Raw genomic sequence first — 16,966 nt, forward strand, 5'->3', positions numbered from 1 at the left:
ATCCGCGGCCGTCGCAGTTCGTGCGGCTATTTCGTCATTCGTGCAAGGCAGGCGCCCGGGGCGCATCGCCGCCTGCGCAACCGCCGCCGCGTATTCATCCTGTCCTTCAAGTGTCGGCAAACCGGCAATCGACACGGCCCGAAGAGCCGCAATCCTTGAGGGAGGATAGCCACAATGATCCCTGGATCATTCGAATACCACCGCCCGGAATCCGTTGACGGCGCCGTTGCCCTGCTGAACCAGCACGGCGACGAGGCGCGTCTGCTCGCGGGCGGGCACAGCCTGATTCCGATGATGAAGCTGCGCATGGCGGTGCCGTCGCACATTGTCGACCTGCAGGCGATCGAGAGCCTGCACGGGATTGCCGAAGAGGGCGGCGAGATCGTCGTCGGCGCGCTCACAACGCAGCACGAGGTGCTGGCCTCCGATCTGCTGGCTGGAAAATGCCCGATCATTCCGGAAGCGGCGGCGCTGATCGCCGATCCGCAGGTGCGTTATTGTGGCACGATCGGCGGCAATGTCGCGAACGGGGACCCGGGCAACGACATGCCGGCGATCATGCAGGCGCTCGGGGCGCGCTATCGCGCGGTCGGTCCGGACGGCAGCCGCGATATCGCCGCCAGGGACTATTACGAGGCCGCCTATTTCACAGCGCTCGAGGAGAACGAGGTCCTGACCCAGATCCGGATCCCCATCCCGGCCGCCGGACACGGTGCCGCCTACGAAAAGCAGAAACGCAAGATCGGCGACTACGCCACGGCGGCGGCGGCCGTGCTCCTGACCATGGATGGCGGGCGCTGCGCGTCGGCTTCCATCGCGCTGACCAATGTGGCGGACACGCCGCTCTTCGCAGAGGCGGCGGCCGAGGCGCTTGTCGGGAGCGATCTCGGGCAGGCTGCCGTCGACGAGGCGGTGAAGCGGGCCGAGGCGATTACCGAGCCGGCAAGCGACGGACGCGGACCGGCGGATTTCCGGACCCATGTCGCCGGGGTCATGGTGCGCCGCGCCATTGCCCGCGCCCAGAAGAACGCCGGTTGAGGGAGAGCCGACCGATGTCAAAGATGCATGTGAAAATGAACGTCAACGGCGCCGAGGTCGAAGCCCTCGCCGAGCCGCGCACCCTGCTGATCCATTTCCTGCGCGAGCAGCTCAGCCTGACCGGACCGCATATCGGCTGCGAGACCAGCCATTGCGGTGCCTGCACGGTTGATCTCGATGGCAAGTCGGTGAAGTCCTGCACCGTCTTCGTCGCCCAGGCGAACGGCGCCGACGTCACCACGATCGAGGGGATTGCCGGGGCGGATGGCACCCTGCACGCGCTGCAGGAGGCCTTCCGCGAGCATCACGGCCTGCAATGCGGCTTCTGCACTCCGGGCATGATCACGCGCGCCCACCGGTTGCTGCAGGAAAACCCGGACCCGAGCGAGGAGGAGATCCGTTTCGGCATTTCCGGAAATCTCTGCCGCTGCACCGGCTACCAGAACATCGTCAAGGCCATCCGCGCCGCGGCGGATGAGTTGAACGCGACCAGGGAGGCAGCCCAATGAACGCCGAAGTCGCCAGCGTCGAGGAGCGTAAACAGAACCTGAAAGGCATGGGCACGGCCCGTCGCAGGGTCGAGGACGCCCGCTTCGTGCAGGGCAAGGGCAATTATGTCGACGATATCAAGCTGCCGGGCATGCTGTTCGGCGATTTCGTCCGCTCGCCATATGCCCATGCCCGCATCACGTCGGTGAACAAGGAGGCGGCGCTCGCCGTTCCGGGAGTCAAGGCGGTGCTCACCGCGGACGACCTGAAGCCGGTCAATCTCGCTTGGATGCCGACGCTTGCCGGCGACGTGCAGATGGTGCTCGCCGACGGCAAGGTCCTGTTCCAGGGACAGGAGGTCGCCTTCGTCGTCGCCGAGGACCGCTATGCGGCGTCCGACGCGGCCGAACTGGTCGAGGTCGAGTACGAGGAACTGCCGGTGCTGGTCGATCCCTTCAAGGCGATGGACGCGGGCGCACCGGTCCTGCGCGAGGATCTCGAGGGCAAGACCGAGGGCGCCCACGGTCCCCGCCGTCACCACAACCACATCTTCACCTGGGAGGTCGGAGACAAGGAGGCGACCGAGAAGGCGCTCGCCGAGGGTGAGGTGGTCGCGAAGGAGCTGATCACCTACCAGCGCGTTCATCCCTGCCCGCTGGAGACCGCGGGCTGCGTCGCCAGCATGGACAAGGTGAACGGCCAGCTGACGCTCTGGGGCACGTTTCAGGCGCCGCATGCGGTGCGTACCGTGGCTTCGCTGATCTCCACCATTCCGGAGCACAAGATCCGCGTGATCTCGCCGGATATCGGCGGCGGTTTCGGCAACAAGGTCGGGGTTTATCCCGGCTATATCTGCGCCGTCGTCGCCTCGATCGTGCTCGGCGTCCCGGTGAAATGGGTCGAGGACAGGATCGAGAACCTGCAATCGACCGCCTTCGCCCGCGACTACCACATGACGGGGGAGATCTCGGCCACGAAGGACGGCCGGATCACCGGGTTGAAGTGCCATGTGCTCGCCGACCATGGCGGCTTCGATGCCTGCGCCGACCCGACCAAGTTTCCGGCCGGCTTCTTCAACATCTGCACCGGGTCCTACGATATCCCGGTCGCGCATGTCAGCGTCGACGGCGTCTATACCAACAAGGCACCGGGCGGGGTCGCCTATCGCTGCTCGTTCCGGGTGACGGAGGCGTCCTATTTCATCGAGCGGATGGTGGACGTGCTCGCCCGCAAGCTGGAGATGGATCCGGCGGAGCTCAGGATGAAGAATTTCATCCGCAAGGAGCAGTTCCCCTACACATCCGCGCTCGGCTGGGAGTACGACAGCGGCGACTACCACACGGCGATGGAAAAGGCGCTGGAGACCGTCCGGTACAAGGCGCTCCGCGAAGAGCAGAAAGCCAACCGCGAAGCCTTCGCGCGCGGCGAGACCCGTTCGCTGATGGGCGTCGGCGTCGGGTTCTTCACCGAGATCGTCGGTGCCGGCCCGATCAAGAATTGCGACATTCTCGGGCTCGGCATGTTCGACAGCTGCGAGATCCGCGTGCATCCGACGGGCAGCGCGATCGCCCGGCTCGGCACGATCAGCCAGGGCCAGGGCCATGCCACGACCTTCGCCCAGATCCTGGCCTCGGAGATCGGTATCCCGGCGGACCAGATCACCGTCGAGGAAGGCGATACGGACACCGCTCCTTACGGTCTCGGGACCTACGGCTCCCGTTCCACGCCGGTGGCCGGAGCGGCGACGGCGATGGCCGGCCGGAAGATCCGCGCCAAGGCGCAGATGATCGCCGCCTGGCTGCTCGAGGTGCATGACGACGATGTCGAGTTCGACGTCGACCGGTTCGTGGTCAAGGGGGCGCCGGAGCGCTTCAAGACCATGGCCGAGGTCGCCTTTGCCGCCTACAACAACGTCCCGCCGGGCATGGAGCCGGGTCTGGAAGCGGTCAGCTACTACGATCCGCCGAACATGACCTATCCCTTCGGGGCCTATGTCTGCGTCGTCGAGATCGACGTCGATACCGGGGTGACCGACATCCGCCGCTTCTACGCGCTGGACGATTGCGGCACCCGGATCAACCCGATGATCATCGAGGGCCAGGTGCATGGCGGCCTGACGGAAGCGCTCGCCATCGCGATGGGCCAGGAGATCTCCTACGACGAGATGGGGAACGTGAAGGGCGCGAGCCTGATGGACTTTTTCCTGCCGACGGCGGTCGAAACGCCGGTCTGGGAGACGGATTTCACCGTCACCCCATCGCCGCATCATCCGATCGGCGCCAAGGGAGTCGGCGAGTCGCCGAATGTCGGCGGCGTCTCGGCTTTCTCCAATGCCGTCAACGATGCCTTTGCCCATCTCGGCCTGACCCACACGCAAATGCCGCACGATCACTGGCGGGTGTGGAAGACGGCCGAGCGGCTCGGCGTCACGGCCTAGAAACCCACCTCCGGGCCGGGTGGCGGTCGATGCGTCGTCCGGCCCGGGTTTTCAAGCCATGAGAAATTACAAAGAGCTACAGGCAAGACTCGCAGAGACCGGCTATATCGCGGAGGACAGTCTCGCGATGGCGTTGACGCTTGCGACCGAGATTCACCGCCCGCTGTTGCTTGAGGGCGAGGCGGGGGTCGGCAAGACCGACATCGCGCGGGCGCTGGCGACGCTGCTCGGGACCCGGCTGATCCGTCTGCAGTGTTACGAGGGGCTGGACGCGAACGCGACGCTCTACGAGTGGAATTACCAGCGCCAGCTGCTCTCCATCCGGGCCCGGGAGGCGTCCGAAGGCACGGATTCCGCCGAGAGCCTGGAGAAGCACATCTTCTCCGAGGACTATCTCCTCCGCAGGCCGCTGCTGGAAGCGATCAGCCAGCCGGAGCCGCCGGTCCTGCTGATCGACGAGATCGACCGTGCCGACGAGGAGTTCGAGGCCTTCCTGCTCGAGCTGCTCGCCGACTACCAGGTGACGGTGCCGGAACTCGGCACCATCGAGGCGGTCTCGGTCCCGCATGTGGTCCTGACCTCGAACGGGACCCGCGCGCTTTCCGACGCGCTGCGCCGGCGCTGCCTCTATTCCTGGGTCGATTATCCGGACGCGGAGAAGGAGCGGGCGATCCTTGCCGGGCGGATGCCGGAGATCGACGACGAACTCGCCCGTCGGATCGTCGGCTTCGTGCAGCAGCTCCGCCGGGAAGAGCTGGAGAAGGTGCCGGGTATTGCCGAGACCCTGGACTGGGCGACAGCGCTTGTCGGTCTCAAGGTGGCGAAACTCGAGGACAATCTCGAGCTGCTGCAGGCGAGCCTCATCTGCCTGCTGAAGACCGAGGCGGACCAGCGCGCGATCGCGCCCGAGGTCACGCAGCGTCTGATCGGAAAGGTCGCGTAGCGATGGCGGCGCCGGGCGAGAACGGCGTCCTGCCGGAGCCCCCGGGACCGCGGGAACGGATGCGGGGCTTCATCGCCCATCTCCGGCTGAACGGATTTACCCTGGGGCCGTCCGAAACGGCCCTTGCGCTCGACATCGTCGGGCGTCTCGACAGGCCGGCGCCTGAGAGCGTACAGGCGGCGCTCAGGGTCGCCCTCTGCGGCTCGCGGGAGGAATGGGAGCGCTTCGAGGTGCTGTTCCGGGCCTATTGGTTCGGCGAAGGTGTTAGGCGCGCGAACATCCTGCGGGGGGAGAATACCAGCACGCCGAAGCGGGCGCGCCCGGCGCTCTGGGACAAGGTGCTGCCGCCGGACGGGAGGGCGGGACGTCCGATCGGCGCGGCGGCGCAGGCGACAGGCGCCGGCGAGGACGAGGAGGATGCGGCAGCGCCGTCCGCTCCGCACCGCATCGCCGCCGATCGGCGTGACAGTCTGTTCAAGACCGATTTGCGGGAGATCGCGGCGAAAGAGGACATCGCCGAGGCGGAGCGGGTGGCCGAGACTCTGGCGACGGCGATGCGCTACCGCCTCAGCCGGCGCCGGAAACCCTCGGCACGGGGGCGCGGTCTCGACCTCCGGCGCACCATCCGGCGCAACATCGCGCATGGGGGCGAGCCGGTGGATCTGCTGAAGCGGGCACGGCCGGACCGCCCCGTGCGCATCGTGGTCCTGCTCGACGTCTCCGGCTCGATGAAACTCTACAGTCGCTATTTCCTGCTCTTCGTGCGCGGGTTGCTCTGCCGCTGGATGCGGGCCGACGCCTATCTCTTCCACACCCGTCTCGTGCGGGTGACGGACGCGCTGACCGACAAGGATCCGTTCCGGGCGCTGGCGAAGCTCTCGCTGATGGTCGAGGGCTTCGGCGGCGGCACCCGGATCGCCGGCGCGCTCGCCGATTTCAACGCGCGCTATGCCAAGCGGGCGATCGACAGCCGGACCGTCGTGGTGATCCTGAGCGACGGCTATGACACCGAGGCGCCGGAAGATCTGGCGCGGGAGCTGAAACGGCTCCGGACCCGGGCGCGCCGGATCGTCTGGCTCAACCCGTTGCTCGGCTGGAAGGACTACGCGCCGGTGGCGCGCGGCATGGCGGCGGCGCTGCCCCATATCGATCATTTCGCCGCGGCGAACAGCCTCGAGGCGCTGGCGGCGCTCGAGCCGGAACTGGCGGCCTTGTAGGGAGGCGGAAGCATGGAACGGCAGCACGACGACGTTTTTACCGAGATTGCGACCCTGATGGTGGCGGAAGCGGAGTTCTGCGTTGCCACCGTGGTGCGGACCGAGAACGCGACCAGCGCCAAGGCCGGCGCCAAGGCGGTGGTCCTCGCGGACGGGACGATCAGGGGATTTCTCGGCGGCGGCTGCGTCCAGGGCGCCGTGCGCCGCTCCGCTGAAGCGGTGCTCGAGGCGGGGGAGCCCCGCCTGATCCGGGTGAAGCCCGGCGACGAGGTGATCGAGCGGCTGGACCGGGACGGCGTGGAGCTGCACAAGAGCGGCTGCCCGAGCGGCGGCACCGTCGACATCTTCATCGAACCGATGCGCCAGGCGCCGCGACTGGTGATCTGTGGCGGCGCGCCGGTGGCGGCGGTGCTCGCCCGGCTCGCCGTGACGCTCGGCTACCGGGTGACGGTGGCGGCGCTTGCGGAAGATCACGCCGGTTTTGATGACGCGGTGGAGCGGCAGGAGGGCTTCGCGCTCGACGGCCTCGATCTCCGTAGGCGCGACTTCGTCGTCGTCGCAACCCAGGGCAAGCGCGACCGCGAGGCGCTTGCCGCAGCCCTCACCAGCGGTGCCGGCTTCGTCTCCTTCGTCGGCAGCCGCCGCAAGGCGCAGGCGCTCCGTACGCATCTTGCGGAGCGGGGTGTCCCGGAAACACGGATCGACGCGCTGAAGGCGCCCGCCGGGCTCGACATCAACGCCATCGAGCCGGAAGAGATCGCGCTTTCCATCATGGCCGAACTGGTTGCGGTCCGACGGACACGGGCGCGCGACGGGGCTGAGAACACCGGGCGGGCAACGGCATGAGGCGCCGTCTCGTCTCGGTTGCCGGCCGAATTGGCTCCCTGCTCCGCAGGGCGCTCGAACAGGCCAGGGACACGACGCCGATCTGCTGCTGAGCTACGGATGCGTTTCGGACGCTGCGTAGGGACCGGAGGTCGGCGTCTCCGCCATGTCGGCGGGACGGAAGCTGTCGATCCGCGCGAGCTTCCAGGGGCCCGCGAAGGCCACCGGGCAATCCTCCTCGAAGAGCTGCCCCGGCTTTAGCCTGTGATGCAGGATGCTTTCCGGGTCGGTCGCGCGGATATGCAGCGTTTCGGGGCGGATCTGGCTCGGATCGTCCAGCCCCATGGCGCCCAGCATCTCGGCGAAGCCGCGCAGCGTGTTGCGGTGGAAGTTCGCCACCCGCTTGTACTTGTCCTCGACCACCAGGCCGCGCTGACGAGTCGGGTCCTGCGTCGCGACGCCGGTCGGGCAGCGGTTGGTATGGCAGGCGCGGGCCTGGATGCAGCCGACTGCGAACATGAAGCCGCGCGCCGAATTGCACCAGTCGGCGCCGAGCGCCAGCGCGGTGGCGATGTCCGCGCCGGAGATGATCTTGCCGCTTGCGCCGATGCGGACCCGTTCGCGGATCCCCGCGCCGATCAGCGTCATATGGACGAAATGCAGCCCTTCGCGCAGGGGCATGCCGAGGCTGTTGGTGAATTCCACCGGTGCCGCGCCCGTCCCGCCTTCCTTGCCGTCGACGACGATGAAGTCGGGATAGGTGCCGCGCGCGATCATCGCCCTGCAGATGGCCATAAACTCGTGCGGATGGCCGACGCAGAGCTTGAAGCCGACCGGCTTGCCTTTCGCCAGCCGGCGCAGCTCGCCGAGGAAGGAAACCAGTTCTTCCGGTGTCGAGAACGCCGGATGCGCGGCCGGCGAGACGCAATCCCGGCCCATCGGGATGCCACGGGTCTCGGAGATTTCCGGCGTGATCTTGGAGGCGGGGAGAACGCCGCCATGGCCCGGTTTCGCACCCTGGGAGAGCTTCAGCTCGATCATCTTGATCTGCGGGTCGGCGGCGGTCGCGGCGAACTTCTCCGGATCGAACTTCCCGTCCGCGGTGCGGCAGCCGAAATAGCCCGAGGCGATCTGCCAGATCAGGTCGCCGCCATGGCGCCGGTGATGCGGCGAGATCGCGCCTTCGCCGGTATCGTGCGCGAAGCCGCCGGTCGCGGCCCCCTTGTTGAGCGCGGCGATCGCGTTGGCGCTGATCGCGCCGAAGCTCATGCCCGAGACGTTGAAGAGCGAGATGTCGTAGGGCTGCGCGCAGTCCGGCCCGCCGACCCTGCGGCGGAAATCCCGGGCCGTCGTATGGACCGGGGCGAGGGAATGGGTGAAATAGCCGTAACCCGCCCTGTAGACGTCCATCTGGGTGCCGAAGGGAACGGTTTCCTGTTCCTGCTTGGCGCGCTGATAGACCAGCGAGCGCTGTTCCCGGTTGAACGGAAAGGCGTCGGCGTCGCTCTCGATCAGGTATTGCCGGATTTCCGGGCGGATGCCCTCGAAGAGCCAGCGCATATGGGCGAGGACCGGGTAGTTGCGCAGCAGGCTGTGGCGGATCTGGACGAGGTCGCGGATCCCGAGCACCGTGAGTAATCCGAAGACGGGAACGGCGAGCCATGCCCAGGCGAAGCCGGCAATGCCGAGGCCGGCCGAGGCGATGGCCGCCGTGACGATTGCCGCAAAGAAAGCAAAGCGCACTAGAGTGTCTCCCCCCGGTTGAAACCGCTTCCCCGGCGAAGGTTAGACCCGGTGACGGTGCGGCGGGAAGGGGGCGCGCACCGGGGGCAACGGAAGGGAGCGTCGGCGGGCGCTGCCGGGGGCTAGGCTTCGACAGCCTTGCCGGGCGCCGCCGTGGTCGTCGGCTTGGTCGGCGCGGCGGGAACGTCCACCCGGAAGAAGGTGCAGTAGAACACCGGAACCAGAACCATGGTCAGCAGGGTGCCGACGCTGAGACCGGCCATCAGCGCGACGGCGAGCCCGATCCAGAACACGTCCTGCAACAGGGGGATGACCCCGAGTACCGTGGTCGCCGCCGCCAGCACCACGGGCCGGAGCCGCGACTGGGCGGCGCGAATGGTTGCTTCGTAACGGTCCAGGCCCTGGCCCAGATTGAGATTGATCTCGTCGAGCAGGACGATCGCGTTCTTGATCATCATGCCGGCCAGGCTCATCGCGCCGAGCAGGGCGACGAACCCGAACGGCACCCCCGTCACGAGCAGCCCCCAGGTGATGCCGATGATGACGAAGGGCACCACCGCGAGGATCACCAGCGGCGGCCGGATCGCGTTGAACAGCGCGACGATGATCAGCAGCACGATGATCCCGGCCGGGACCACCCCGGGGAGCAGCGAGGCCTGCGCCGTCACGGTGTCCTCGTATTCCCCGCCCCATTCCATCCGGTATCCCGGCGGCAGATCGGCGGCCAGCGCCTCGAATTCCGGCAGCACCGCGGCGCGCAGGGTCGGCAGGGTGGTCCCGAAGACCGGATTGGCCTGCAGGGTGATCGTGCGCCGCCGGTCGCGCCGCACGATCATCGGGTCCTCCCAGGCGAGATTGATCGAATCGACCACCTGGGCGAGCGGGATCGGAGCGCCGCTGCTGTGGCTGGATTCGACATCCAGAAACGGCATGTTGGCGACATTGGCGTCCTCGGACTGCTGATAGCGCATCACGATCGGGATCAGCTTGTCCCCTTCGCGGTAGAGCCCGATGGTGCGGCCGTCATAGGCGCGCTTGGTGGCGTTGGCGATATCGCCCCGCGTGACGCCGGCCCAGCGCGTCCGGTTGTCGTTGACGATCGGCTCGACCTGCAGGATCCGCTGCCGCCAGTCGACCTGGTGGTCGCCGGCCAGCGGGTGTCCGTCGATGATCGCGGTCGCCCGCTCGGCGATCTCGCGCAGCTTGGCCGGATCGGCCGTCGAAGGTCCGCTCAACCGGACTTCGAATTTCCAGGTATTGCTCGGCCCGACGCCGAACTTGCGGACCGGGACCTGGGCATCGGCGACATTGTCCGAGACCCAGGCGCCGAAATCGCGGATCAGAGCGTCGATCTGCTTGAAGTCGTGGACATTGACCACGAGTTGCCCGTAGGACGGATTCTGGGCCTCGGGATCGACCGGCAGGTAGAAACGCGGCGGACCGGCGCCGATGAAGCTGGCGACGGCGGCGACCCTGTCATCCTCGCGCAGATGGGCCTCGATGCGTTCCATGTCCGCGGCGACATCCTCGATCCGCGTGCCCTCGGGCGCCCAGTAATCGACCATGAACTTGTTCATCGAGGAATCGGGGAAGAACAGCTGGTCGACCCGGGTGAACGCGCCCGCGGAGATCACCAGAGCTCCGACCGCGACGGCGATGGTCAGCCAGCGGGCGCGGATGGCGCCTCCAAGGAACTTCCGATACAGCCCCATGAAGCGGCTCTCGCCTTCGCCTTCCTGCGACTTCGGGGCCGGCATCATGTCGATGCATTGCAGCGGCGTGACCGTTACCGAGATCAGCCAGGACAGGAGGAGGGAGATACCGACCACGGAGAACAGCGTGGCGCAGTATTCGCCCGCCGACTCCTCCGACGCGAAGATCGGATAGAACGCCATCACCGCGATGATGGTGGCGCCGAGCAGGGGCATGGATGGCTGGCTTGCCGCCTCGATGCCCGCCTCGGTCCGCTCCTTGCCGTTCTGCAGCCGGACCACGAAACCGTCCGCGACCACGATCGCGTTGTCGACCATCATCCCGAGGGCGATGATGAGCGCGCCGAGCGACATCCGCTGCAGGTCGATGCCGGCGATCGCCATCACGATCAGCGTGCCGAGAATGGTCAGCAGCAGCGCGGTGCCGATGATCACGCCCATGCGCCAGCCCATCGAGAGGGCCAGGACCGCGAGCACGATGGCGACGGCCTGGACCAGGCTGATCAGGAATCCCTGCACCGACTGATCCACGATGTCGGACATCCAGTGGACCTCGTGGACCTCGATGCCGACCGGCAGGCCCGGTATCAGTTCGTCGAGCCGCCGGTTCACGGCTTCTCCGACCGTGACGACGTTGGCGCCGGAGATATTGGCTATGGCGATGCCGAGCGCAGGCTGGCCGTTGTATCGCATCATGACCGGCGCCGGGTCCTGATAGCCCCTCCGCACCGTGCCGATATCGCGGATCCGGATCAGCTCGTCGCTGCGCTCCCGCGCCTGCAGATTGTCCAGGGCCGAGGGTTTGATCGGCAGGTTGGCGATGTCCTCGGCGGACTGGAACGAGCCGGACGGCGAGATCCTCAGACGGCGCTGCTCGAGATCGACGCTGCCCGCGTCGACCACCACATTCTGTTCCTCGAGGGTGCTGATGATGCTGGCGTCGGAAAGTCCGAGCTGGGACAGCTGCGACTGCGAGACGTCGACATAGACCACTTCGGGCTGCACGCCCCAGAGATCGACCCGGGCCACACCCTGAACGAGGGCGAGTTCCCGTTTCAGATCGTCGACATACTCCTTGAGCTCGGCATAGGTAAAGCCGTCGCTTGTGATCGCCAGCAGCAGGCCGAACACGTCACCGAAATCGTCGGTTACCTTGGAGGGCCCCGCGCCGGGCGGCAGTTGCGGCTGGATGTCGTTGACCTTGCGGCGCAGTTCGTCCCAGATCTGCGGCAGCTCCGTCGAGGTATAGAAGGCCTTGACCTCTATGGCGATGGTCGACATGCCGGCTTGCGAGACCGAGTCGATATACTTGATCTGCGGCATTTCCTGCAGCGCGAGTTCGATCCGGTCGGTGACCTCGAGTTCGACCTCGGTGGCGGTTGCTCCTGGATAGGGTGTCGAGACAACGGCTGTCTTGATGGTGAATTCGGGGTCTTCCAGCTGACCGAGCTTGAAGAAGGCTCCGACACCCGCCAGCACCAGAAGGGCGGTGATGAAATAGGTGACCGTCCTGTTCCTGACGGCAGCGCCCGCGAGCGACATCGGCAATCCCTTTCGGTCCTACGCTATCCTAGGACTTCGGTGTTTTGACCTTCTGGCCGTCCTGAAGATAGTGGACCCCCGCCGTCGCGATGACCTCGCCCGGCTCGAGGCCGTCGAGGATCGAAACGCCACGGTCGCTGATCGCGCCGACCTTGACCTCTCGCCGCGACACGGTCTGGGTCGTCGTGTCGACAACCCAGACAAACTGCTTTTCGCCCGCCGTGTCGTCGAACAGGGCGGCGGGCGGCACCCGGATCCCGGAGGAATGCATCTGCTCGAGCATCGTCCTGTCGGGCTCGCCGGTCGCGGTGCCGGCCATGCCGGGCAGGATCTGGGCCGTCTCGGGCTGTTCCATCGCCAGCGTCACCGGGTAGGTTCTTGTCGTTGCCGAGGCCTCCGTGCCGATTTCCTTCACGGTTGCCGGCACGACCGTGCCGGGCAGGGCATCGAAGGTGACCTGGATGTTCTTTACCGCCGGCACCAGGGAGATCAGGCTCTCGGGAATGTTGATCACCATTTCGATGCGGGTCGAATCGAGCAGCCGGATCACCGGCTGCTTCTCCCGCACATTCTCGAAATTCTCGACATAGGTCGCGGTGACGACGCCGGAAAACGGTGCCTTCAGGGTCGTGTAATCTAGATCCAGCAGCAGACGGTTCAGGGCCGCCTGGTTGGCTTTGACGCTGGCGCTCGCCTGCAGCTGCGCGGAAACATAGCGATCCAGCGCCGCTTCGCTCTGGTGACCCTTCTCGGTCAGGATGCGCTGGCGCTTGAGCTGCGCATCCGCGTTCGCCAGCGAGGCCTCGGACTTGGCGAGATTGGCCTCGATCTGCTCCGCCTCGGCGAGGTAGGTGGCGTTGTCGATCGTGGCGAGGGTATCGCCTTGCTCGACATAATCCCCGACGCTGACCGCAAGGGAGGTGAGCGGGCCGGAGACATTGAAGGCGAGATCCAGTTCCTGCGCGGCGCGCGCCCGCCCGGAAAACGAGCGCTCCCTGAGCGCGCCGGAATCGGCGACGGTCATGACTCTGACCGGCCGGACCACCTCGACCTTCTCCGCCGGAGCGTCGTCTTCCAGGCATCCGGTCAGAGGCAGTGCCACCGCAATTATCAACCAGAACGCTGGACGCATTGGCTCCCACTCCGAATCCGCTTGCCCCATCATTATCCTGAAAAATGGGGGCTTGTAACATTAAATCTTACCCGTAGCGGTTGCTCGAAAGACGGGATTCCGGCACCGGGAAACGAAAACGGTCACGTCACCTGCGCGGGCCGCCGGCGCCGTGGGGACACATTGATTCTTGAACCGGACGTTGGCGCGCCCGAGAGGTTTCGAACCTTGGGTCTCTGTCCCGGGAGTGCGCCGGTGTCGCGGGCCGCACGGCGAATGGGGGGCATCCAGAGGCAAGCCGCAATACCCAATGGCGCGGAGCGATTCAGCGGAGACGGGCGAGGTGTCCCGATACCCGGCGCTGTTCCCCGGAGGGCGGTGGGATCCCGGCTGCCGTGAAGTCGGCGCCCCCGGCCCGGAAATGCAAGCGGGTCGCGACGGGACCGAACATCTAGGGCGCGACCTCGGTTACGACGTGCGCATCGATCAGTTCCGCCAATTCCGGGTACCACATGCCTGAGGGCTGGCTTTCGAACATCATGTCCAGGAACCAGGCGGCAACCCCGGCCTGAAGAAAAATCGCGCGGTCGCGGTCCTGTTCCCGCGAGGGGTCCGCTCTCAGGACGGCATAGTCGGCGTCAATCCGGTACTGGTGGAACCCGAGTTTGCCGCCAGATGCCAGTTGTCGTTTGATCCCGCCGATGAAGACAGTCGTGCAGGCCGAACTGCATTCAGACAACACCAATGTGTTCAGGCCGTTCTGCCTGATGGTGTTCGACAATCCTCTGGCCTGGTAGATATTGCCGCCGGTGCTGGACAGAATGATCCGCCTTACATCCGGATAGGCTTTGAGTCGCTGTCTGAGATGGTCCGTGATTCCAAGCTCCAACGAACCGCTCAAGGTCAGTGACCGCCCATCGGGTGTCGGCTCGATGCTGTATTTTCCGGCGCGTTCGGCTTCGAGTTCGGTTTGGGGTCTCAGATCGTCCGGGACCGGAAGCGTCATGCGCCAGGCATCGATCGCGTAGGTCATGACCCAAAAACAGGCGCAGACCAGGACCAGCTGGGTTCCCCAGACCGGGGCCATGTATCCGCTGGTGCGAATATGGGCCGCCCCGGCGCGAATGACTCCGACAGCCTGCCAGACAAACAACACACCATGGAAAAGCAAAGCCAGAAGCAGGACCGGCACCGTATCGTCCCGGAAATCCCGGCCCTCTTCGGGGCGGAGCCATTCCTGCAACGCAAACACAATCACGCGGATCAAGACGAGATTGATCCAGAAAGACCATGCAAGCCCGTGTGCGCCGCGCCAATGCCCGGTCAGGTACCGCCTGACTGTGTGCATCAGTATGCTCCCCGCCATCGGCCGAAAGCGCCCCCCGCGTCGAGGAAGCGCTGTCGGCCATCATCCTAGGCATCGTTTCGCGACGCAACTCGACGCGGACTCGAGCTTTTTTGGTGGGGCGACTTGCGCCTCTCATCCGCTCCGGGGGCGACATCTCGGCACGGTGCGCCGAAGCATTGAGCAATTTGGCGCACAACGCCCGTGCCCGTTGCGTGGGGGGGAGGAGCAATTTCAAGATATCGACTGAATGGAAATTGGCGCACCCGAGAGGATTCGAACCTCTGACCTCTGCCTTCGGAGGGCAGCGCTCTATCCAGCTGAGCTACGGGTGCATGCCGGGGGCCGACCCGGAAAGGCCGGGCGGCCGAGCGAGGCGGAAACTACCTGCGCGGGCGCGTGCATGCAAGGGGAAAGCGGTGGCGTGTCAGTCCGGATCGCCGTTGCGGCAGAATTCCGGCAGAGGAGGGGCATTGTCCCCCGCTCCGAGTTCCGCGCCGCCCGGCAGCGGGGCGGCTGGATCGACCAGCCAGGCGGCGATATCGGCACTGACTTCGCCGCCGTTCAGGTCGCGGAACAGCATGTGGTAGCCGTTCTCGTAGAGTGCGAGACGCCAGCGGCGCCGCCCGTCCGGTCCGTCGGGCAGGGCGCGCAGCATGCGGCAGGTCGGACCGCGCGGGATGATCCCGTCCTCCTTGCCGTAGAGCACCAGCAGAGCCCCGTCGAGCCGGGGCGCGGACTCCAGAGCGCGGTCCATGAGGCCCGTCAGGCCCCAGGCGGATTCGATCCGCGTCTCCTTGATTGTCATCGGGTCGTAGTAGAGCCGCCGCAGCATTTCGATATTGTCGGAGGGACGCTTCGGCAGGGTCTGCGGCCGCACGCGAATTCTGGGCGCGAGATGGGCGGCGGCGGTGAGCAGGCCCCGCTCCCAGGCGCTCATCGTGCTGCGTCCCCAGACCGCGGGCGCCGATAGCACGGCGCCGTCGAGGCGCGGCGGGCTGTGGCCGCCGAGCGCGGCCATGATGACGGCGCCGCCCATGCTTTCCCCGAGGGCGTAGACCGGCACGTCCGGGTGCGCGATGCGCAGCAGGTCGGTGACGGTGCCGAGATCGCGGATCATCGCTTCCGTGCCGGCCCAGTCGCCGCGCATCGAGGTTCCCCCGAAGCCACGCTGGTCATAGGCGACGACGAGCAGGCCCTCGGCGGCAAGCAGCGGGCCGAGATCGCGATACGCGCCGGAATAGTCGTTGAATCCGTGCAAGGCGATGACCGCGGCCTTCGGCGGGCCGTCCGGGACCCAGCGCCTGTAGGGCAGGAGTGCGCCATCCCGCATGACCAGAACGTCGTCCCGGATCTCCGCCGGTCGGTCCGGTCCGACGCGCGGTGCGATGGACGGTGCGCAGGACGCTCCGGCCAGAAGGGCGAGCGCGGCGGCAAGCAGGCCGATGCGCGTCTTACGCCGCATGAATGCGGCCGGCCTCCTGCTTGTTGCTGGTCAGTTCGAGGAAGATATCCTCGAGGTCGCTCTCGTCGGTGCTGATGTCCTGGATGTGGTAGCCGGCGGAGGCGAGCGCGCCGAGAATGCGGGCGATCGGGCCGTCACTCTTGCGGAATTCGAACGTCAACCGCTTGGGGCCGCTGATCTCGACGGCGAAGGAGGCGAGCGCCTGCGGCAGTTTCTCCCGACCCTCCGGCAGGTCCTCGGCGACGGTCACCGCGACCGTCTTCGAGTCGAGCCGGCGCATCAGGTTCTCCTTGGTGTCGCAGGCGATGACCTCGCCATGATTGATGATCGCGATGCGGTCGCAGAGTTCCTCGGCCTCCTCGAGATAGTGCGTGGTCAACAGGATGGTGACGCCGCGACGGTTCAGTTCGCGCACATTGTCCCAGAGCTTGCGCCGCAGCTCGATATCGACGCCGGCCGTCGGCTCGTCGAGCACCAGGATCGGCGGATTGTGCACCATGGCCTTGGCAACCAGCAGGCGCCGCCGCATGCCGCCCGAAAGCGAACGGGTATAGGCATCCGCCTTGTCGGCAAGTTCGACCAGTTCGAGAATCTCGTCGGTCCGGCGCTCCGGTTTCGGCACGCCGTAGAGCCCGGCCTGCAGGTCGAGCAGCTCGCGCGGGCTGAAGAATGCGTCGATGTTCAGCTCCTGCGGCACGATGCCGATCGCGGCACGTGCCTGGCGCGGATCCTCGTCGATATCGATGCCCCAGACCTTCGCCGTCCCGGCGCTCTTGTTGACCATACCGGCGAGGATGTTGATCAGCGTCGATTTGCCCGCGCCGTTCGGTCCGAGCAGGGCGAAGATCGATCCGCGCGGGACCTCGATATCGATGCCCTTGAGAGCATGCTTGCGCCGCGGACTGCCGGCCCGGCCGTAGGTTTTCTCGAGTCCCTTGATCTCGAGGGCGAGCGCGGGAGCGGTCCGGGTGGTCTGGCTTTCGTTCGGCACGGAAAGGGACCCTTTGCAGGCGATTGAAAATAAGCGGCGGATGGCTATTATCTTCCGGCAATCCGGGATCGGAGACTGGGCACAATATAGGGGCCCATGCGTGGAAGG

Annotated in this window: 12 protein-coding genes and 1 tRNA gene; 6 read left to right on the forward strand and 7 right to left on the reverse strand. The window is 66.4% G+C overall.

What is annotated here, in order from left to right; all coding sequences use genetic code 11:
• Positions 1-174: 174 nt before the first annotated feature.
• The 6 genes from ACOOE1_RS16380 to ACOOE1_RS16405 are packed head-to-tail and all read left to right on the forward strand — an operon-like array spanning position 175 to position 6,970.
• The gene (locus ACOOE1_RS16380; protein ID WP_420403273.1) at positions 175-1,038 is read left to right on the forward strand and encodes an FAD binding domain-containing protein; all 864 of its coding nucleotides are present in this window, start codon (positions 175-177) and stop codon (positions 1,036-1,038) included.
• A 14-nt stretch (positions 1,039-1,052) separates the two neighbouring features.
• Positions 1,053-1,547 (forward strand): (2Fe-2S)-binding protein, encoded by a 495-nt coding sequence (locus ACOOE1_RS16385; RefSeq protein WP_420403274.1) that lies wholly within the window; start codon positions 1,053-1,055, stop codon positions 1,545-1,547.
• Positions 1,544-3,964: an aerobic carbon-monoxide dehydrogenase large subunit gene (locus tag ACOOE1_RS16390; RefSeq protein ID WP_420403275.1), complete on the forward strand. Its 2,421-nt coding sequence runs from the start codon at positions 1,544-1,546 to the stop codon at positions 3,962-3,964. The genes ACOOE1_RS16385 and ACOOE1_RS16390 overlap by 4 nt, the downstream gene beginning before the upstream one ends.
• Positions 3,965-4,022: 58 nt before the next feature.
• Complete coding sequence (locus ACOOE1_RS16395; RefSeq protein WP_420403276.1) at positions 4,023-4,907, forward strand: AAA family ATPase; 885 nt, start codon at positions 4,023-4,025, stop codon at positions 4,905-4,907.
• Between the two features lie 2 nt (positions 4,908-4,909).
• Positions 4,910-6,124 (forward strand): vWA domain-containing protein, encoded by a 1,215-nt coding sequence (locus tag ACOOE1_RS16400; RefSeq protein WP_420403277.1) that lies wholly within the window; start codon positions 4,910-4,912, stop codon positions 6,122-6,124.
• A gap of 12 nt (positions 6,125-6,136) precedes the next feature.
• Positions 6,137-6,970 carry an XdhC family protein gene (locus ACOOE1_RS16405; RefSeq protein WP_420403278.1) on the forward strand — a complete coding sequence of 278 codons (834 nt, stop codon included), beginning with the start codon at positions 6,137-6,139 and terminating at the stop codon, positions 6,968-6,970.
• A gap of 93 nt (positions 6,971-7,063) precedes the next feature.
• On the opposite strand, the gene ACOOE1_RS16410 is transcribed toward ACOOE1_RS16405, so the two are convergent.
• The 7 genes from ACOOE1_RS16410 to ACOOE1_RS16440 form a co-directional block, all read right to left on the reverse strand.
• Complete coding sequence (locus ACOOE1_RS16410) at positions 7,064-8,692, reverse strand: FMN-binding glutamate synthase family protein (RefSeq protein ID WP_420403279.1); 1,629 nt, start codon at positions 8,690-8,692, stop codon at positions 7,064-7,066.
• 122 nt (positions 8,693-8,814) lie between these two features.
• The gene (locus ACOOE1_RS16415) at positions 8,815-11,946 is read right to left on the reverse strand and encodes an efflux RND transporter permease subunit (RefSeq protein ID WP_420403280.1); all 3,132 of its coding nucleotides are present in this window, start codon (positions 11,944-11,946) and stop codon (positions 8,815-8,817) included.
• A gap of 28 nt (positions 11,947-11,974) precedes the next feature.
• On the reverse strand, positions 11,975-13,048 hold the full coding sequence (locus tag ACOOE1_RS16420) for an efflux RND transporter periplasmic adaptor subunit (RefSeq protein ID WP_420403281.1): 1,074 nt from the start codon (positions 13,046-13,048) through the stop codon (positions 11,975-11,977).
• 460 nt (positions 13,049-13,508) lie between these two features.
• Positions 13,509-14,405: a hypothetical protein gene (locus ACOOE1_RS16425; protein WP_420403282.1), complete on the reverse strand. Its 897-nt coding sequence runs from the start codon at positions 14,403-14,405 to the stop codon at positions 13,509-13,511.
• Positions 14,406-14,660: 255 nt separating this feature from the next.
• Positions 14,661-14,737: transfer RNA gene (locus tag ACOOE1_RS16430), tRNA-Arg, on the reverse strand.
• Positions 14,738-14,829: 92 nt separating this feature from the next.
• Positions 14,830-15,867, reverse strand: a complete 1,038-nt coding sequence (locus tag ACOOE1_RS16435) for a lysophospholipase (protein ID WP_420403283.1) — start codon at positions 15,865-15,867, stop codon at positions 14,830-14,832.
• Positions 15,857-16,858, reverse strand: coding sequence for an ABC transporter ATP-binding protein (locus ACOOE1_RS16440; protein ID WP_420403284.1), 1,002 nt, complete (start codon positions 16,856-16,858; stop codon positions 15,857-15,859). Before ACOOE1_RS16440 ends, ACOOE1_RS16435 begins: the two co-directional genes overlap by 11 nt.
• Positions 16,859-16,966 lie beyond the last annotated feature (108 nt).

Origin of the sequence: Nisaea sp., assembly GCF_965216895.1 — a bacterium.
Classification (GTDB): Bacteria; Pseudomonadota; Alphaproteobacteria; order Thalassobaculales; family Thalassobaculaceae; genus Nisaea.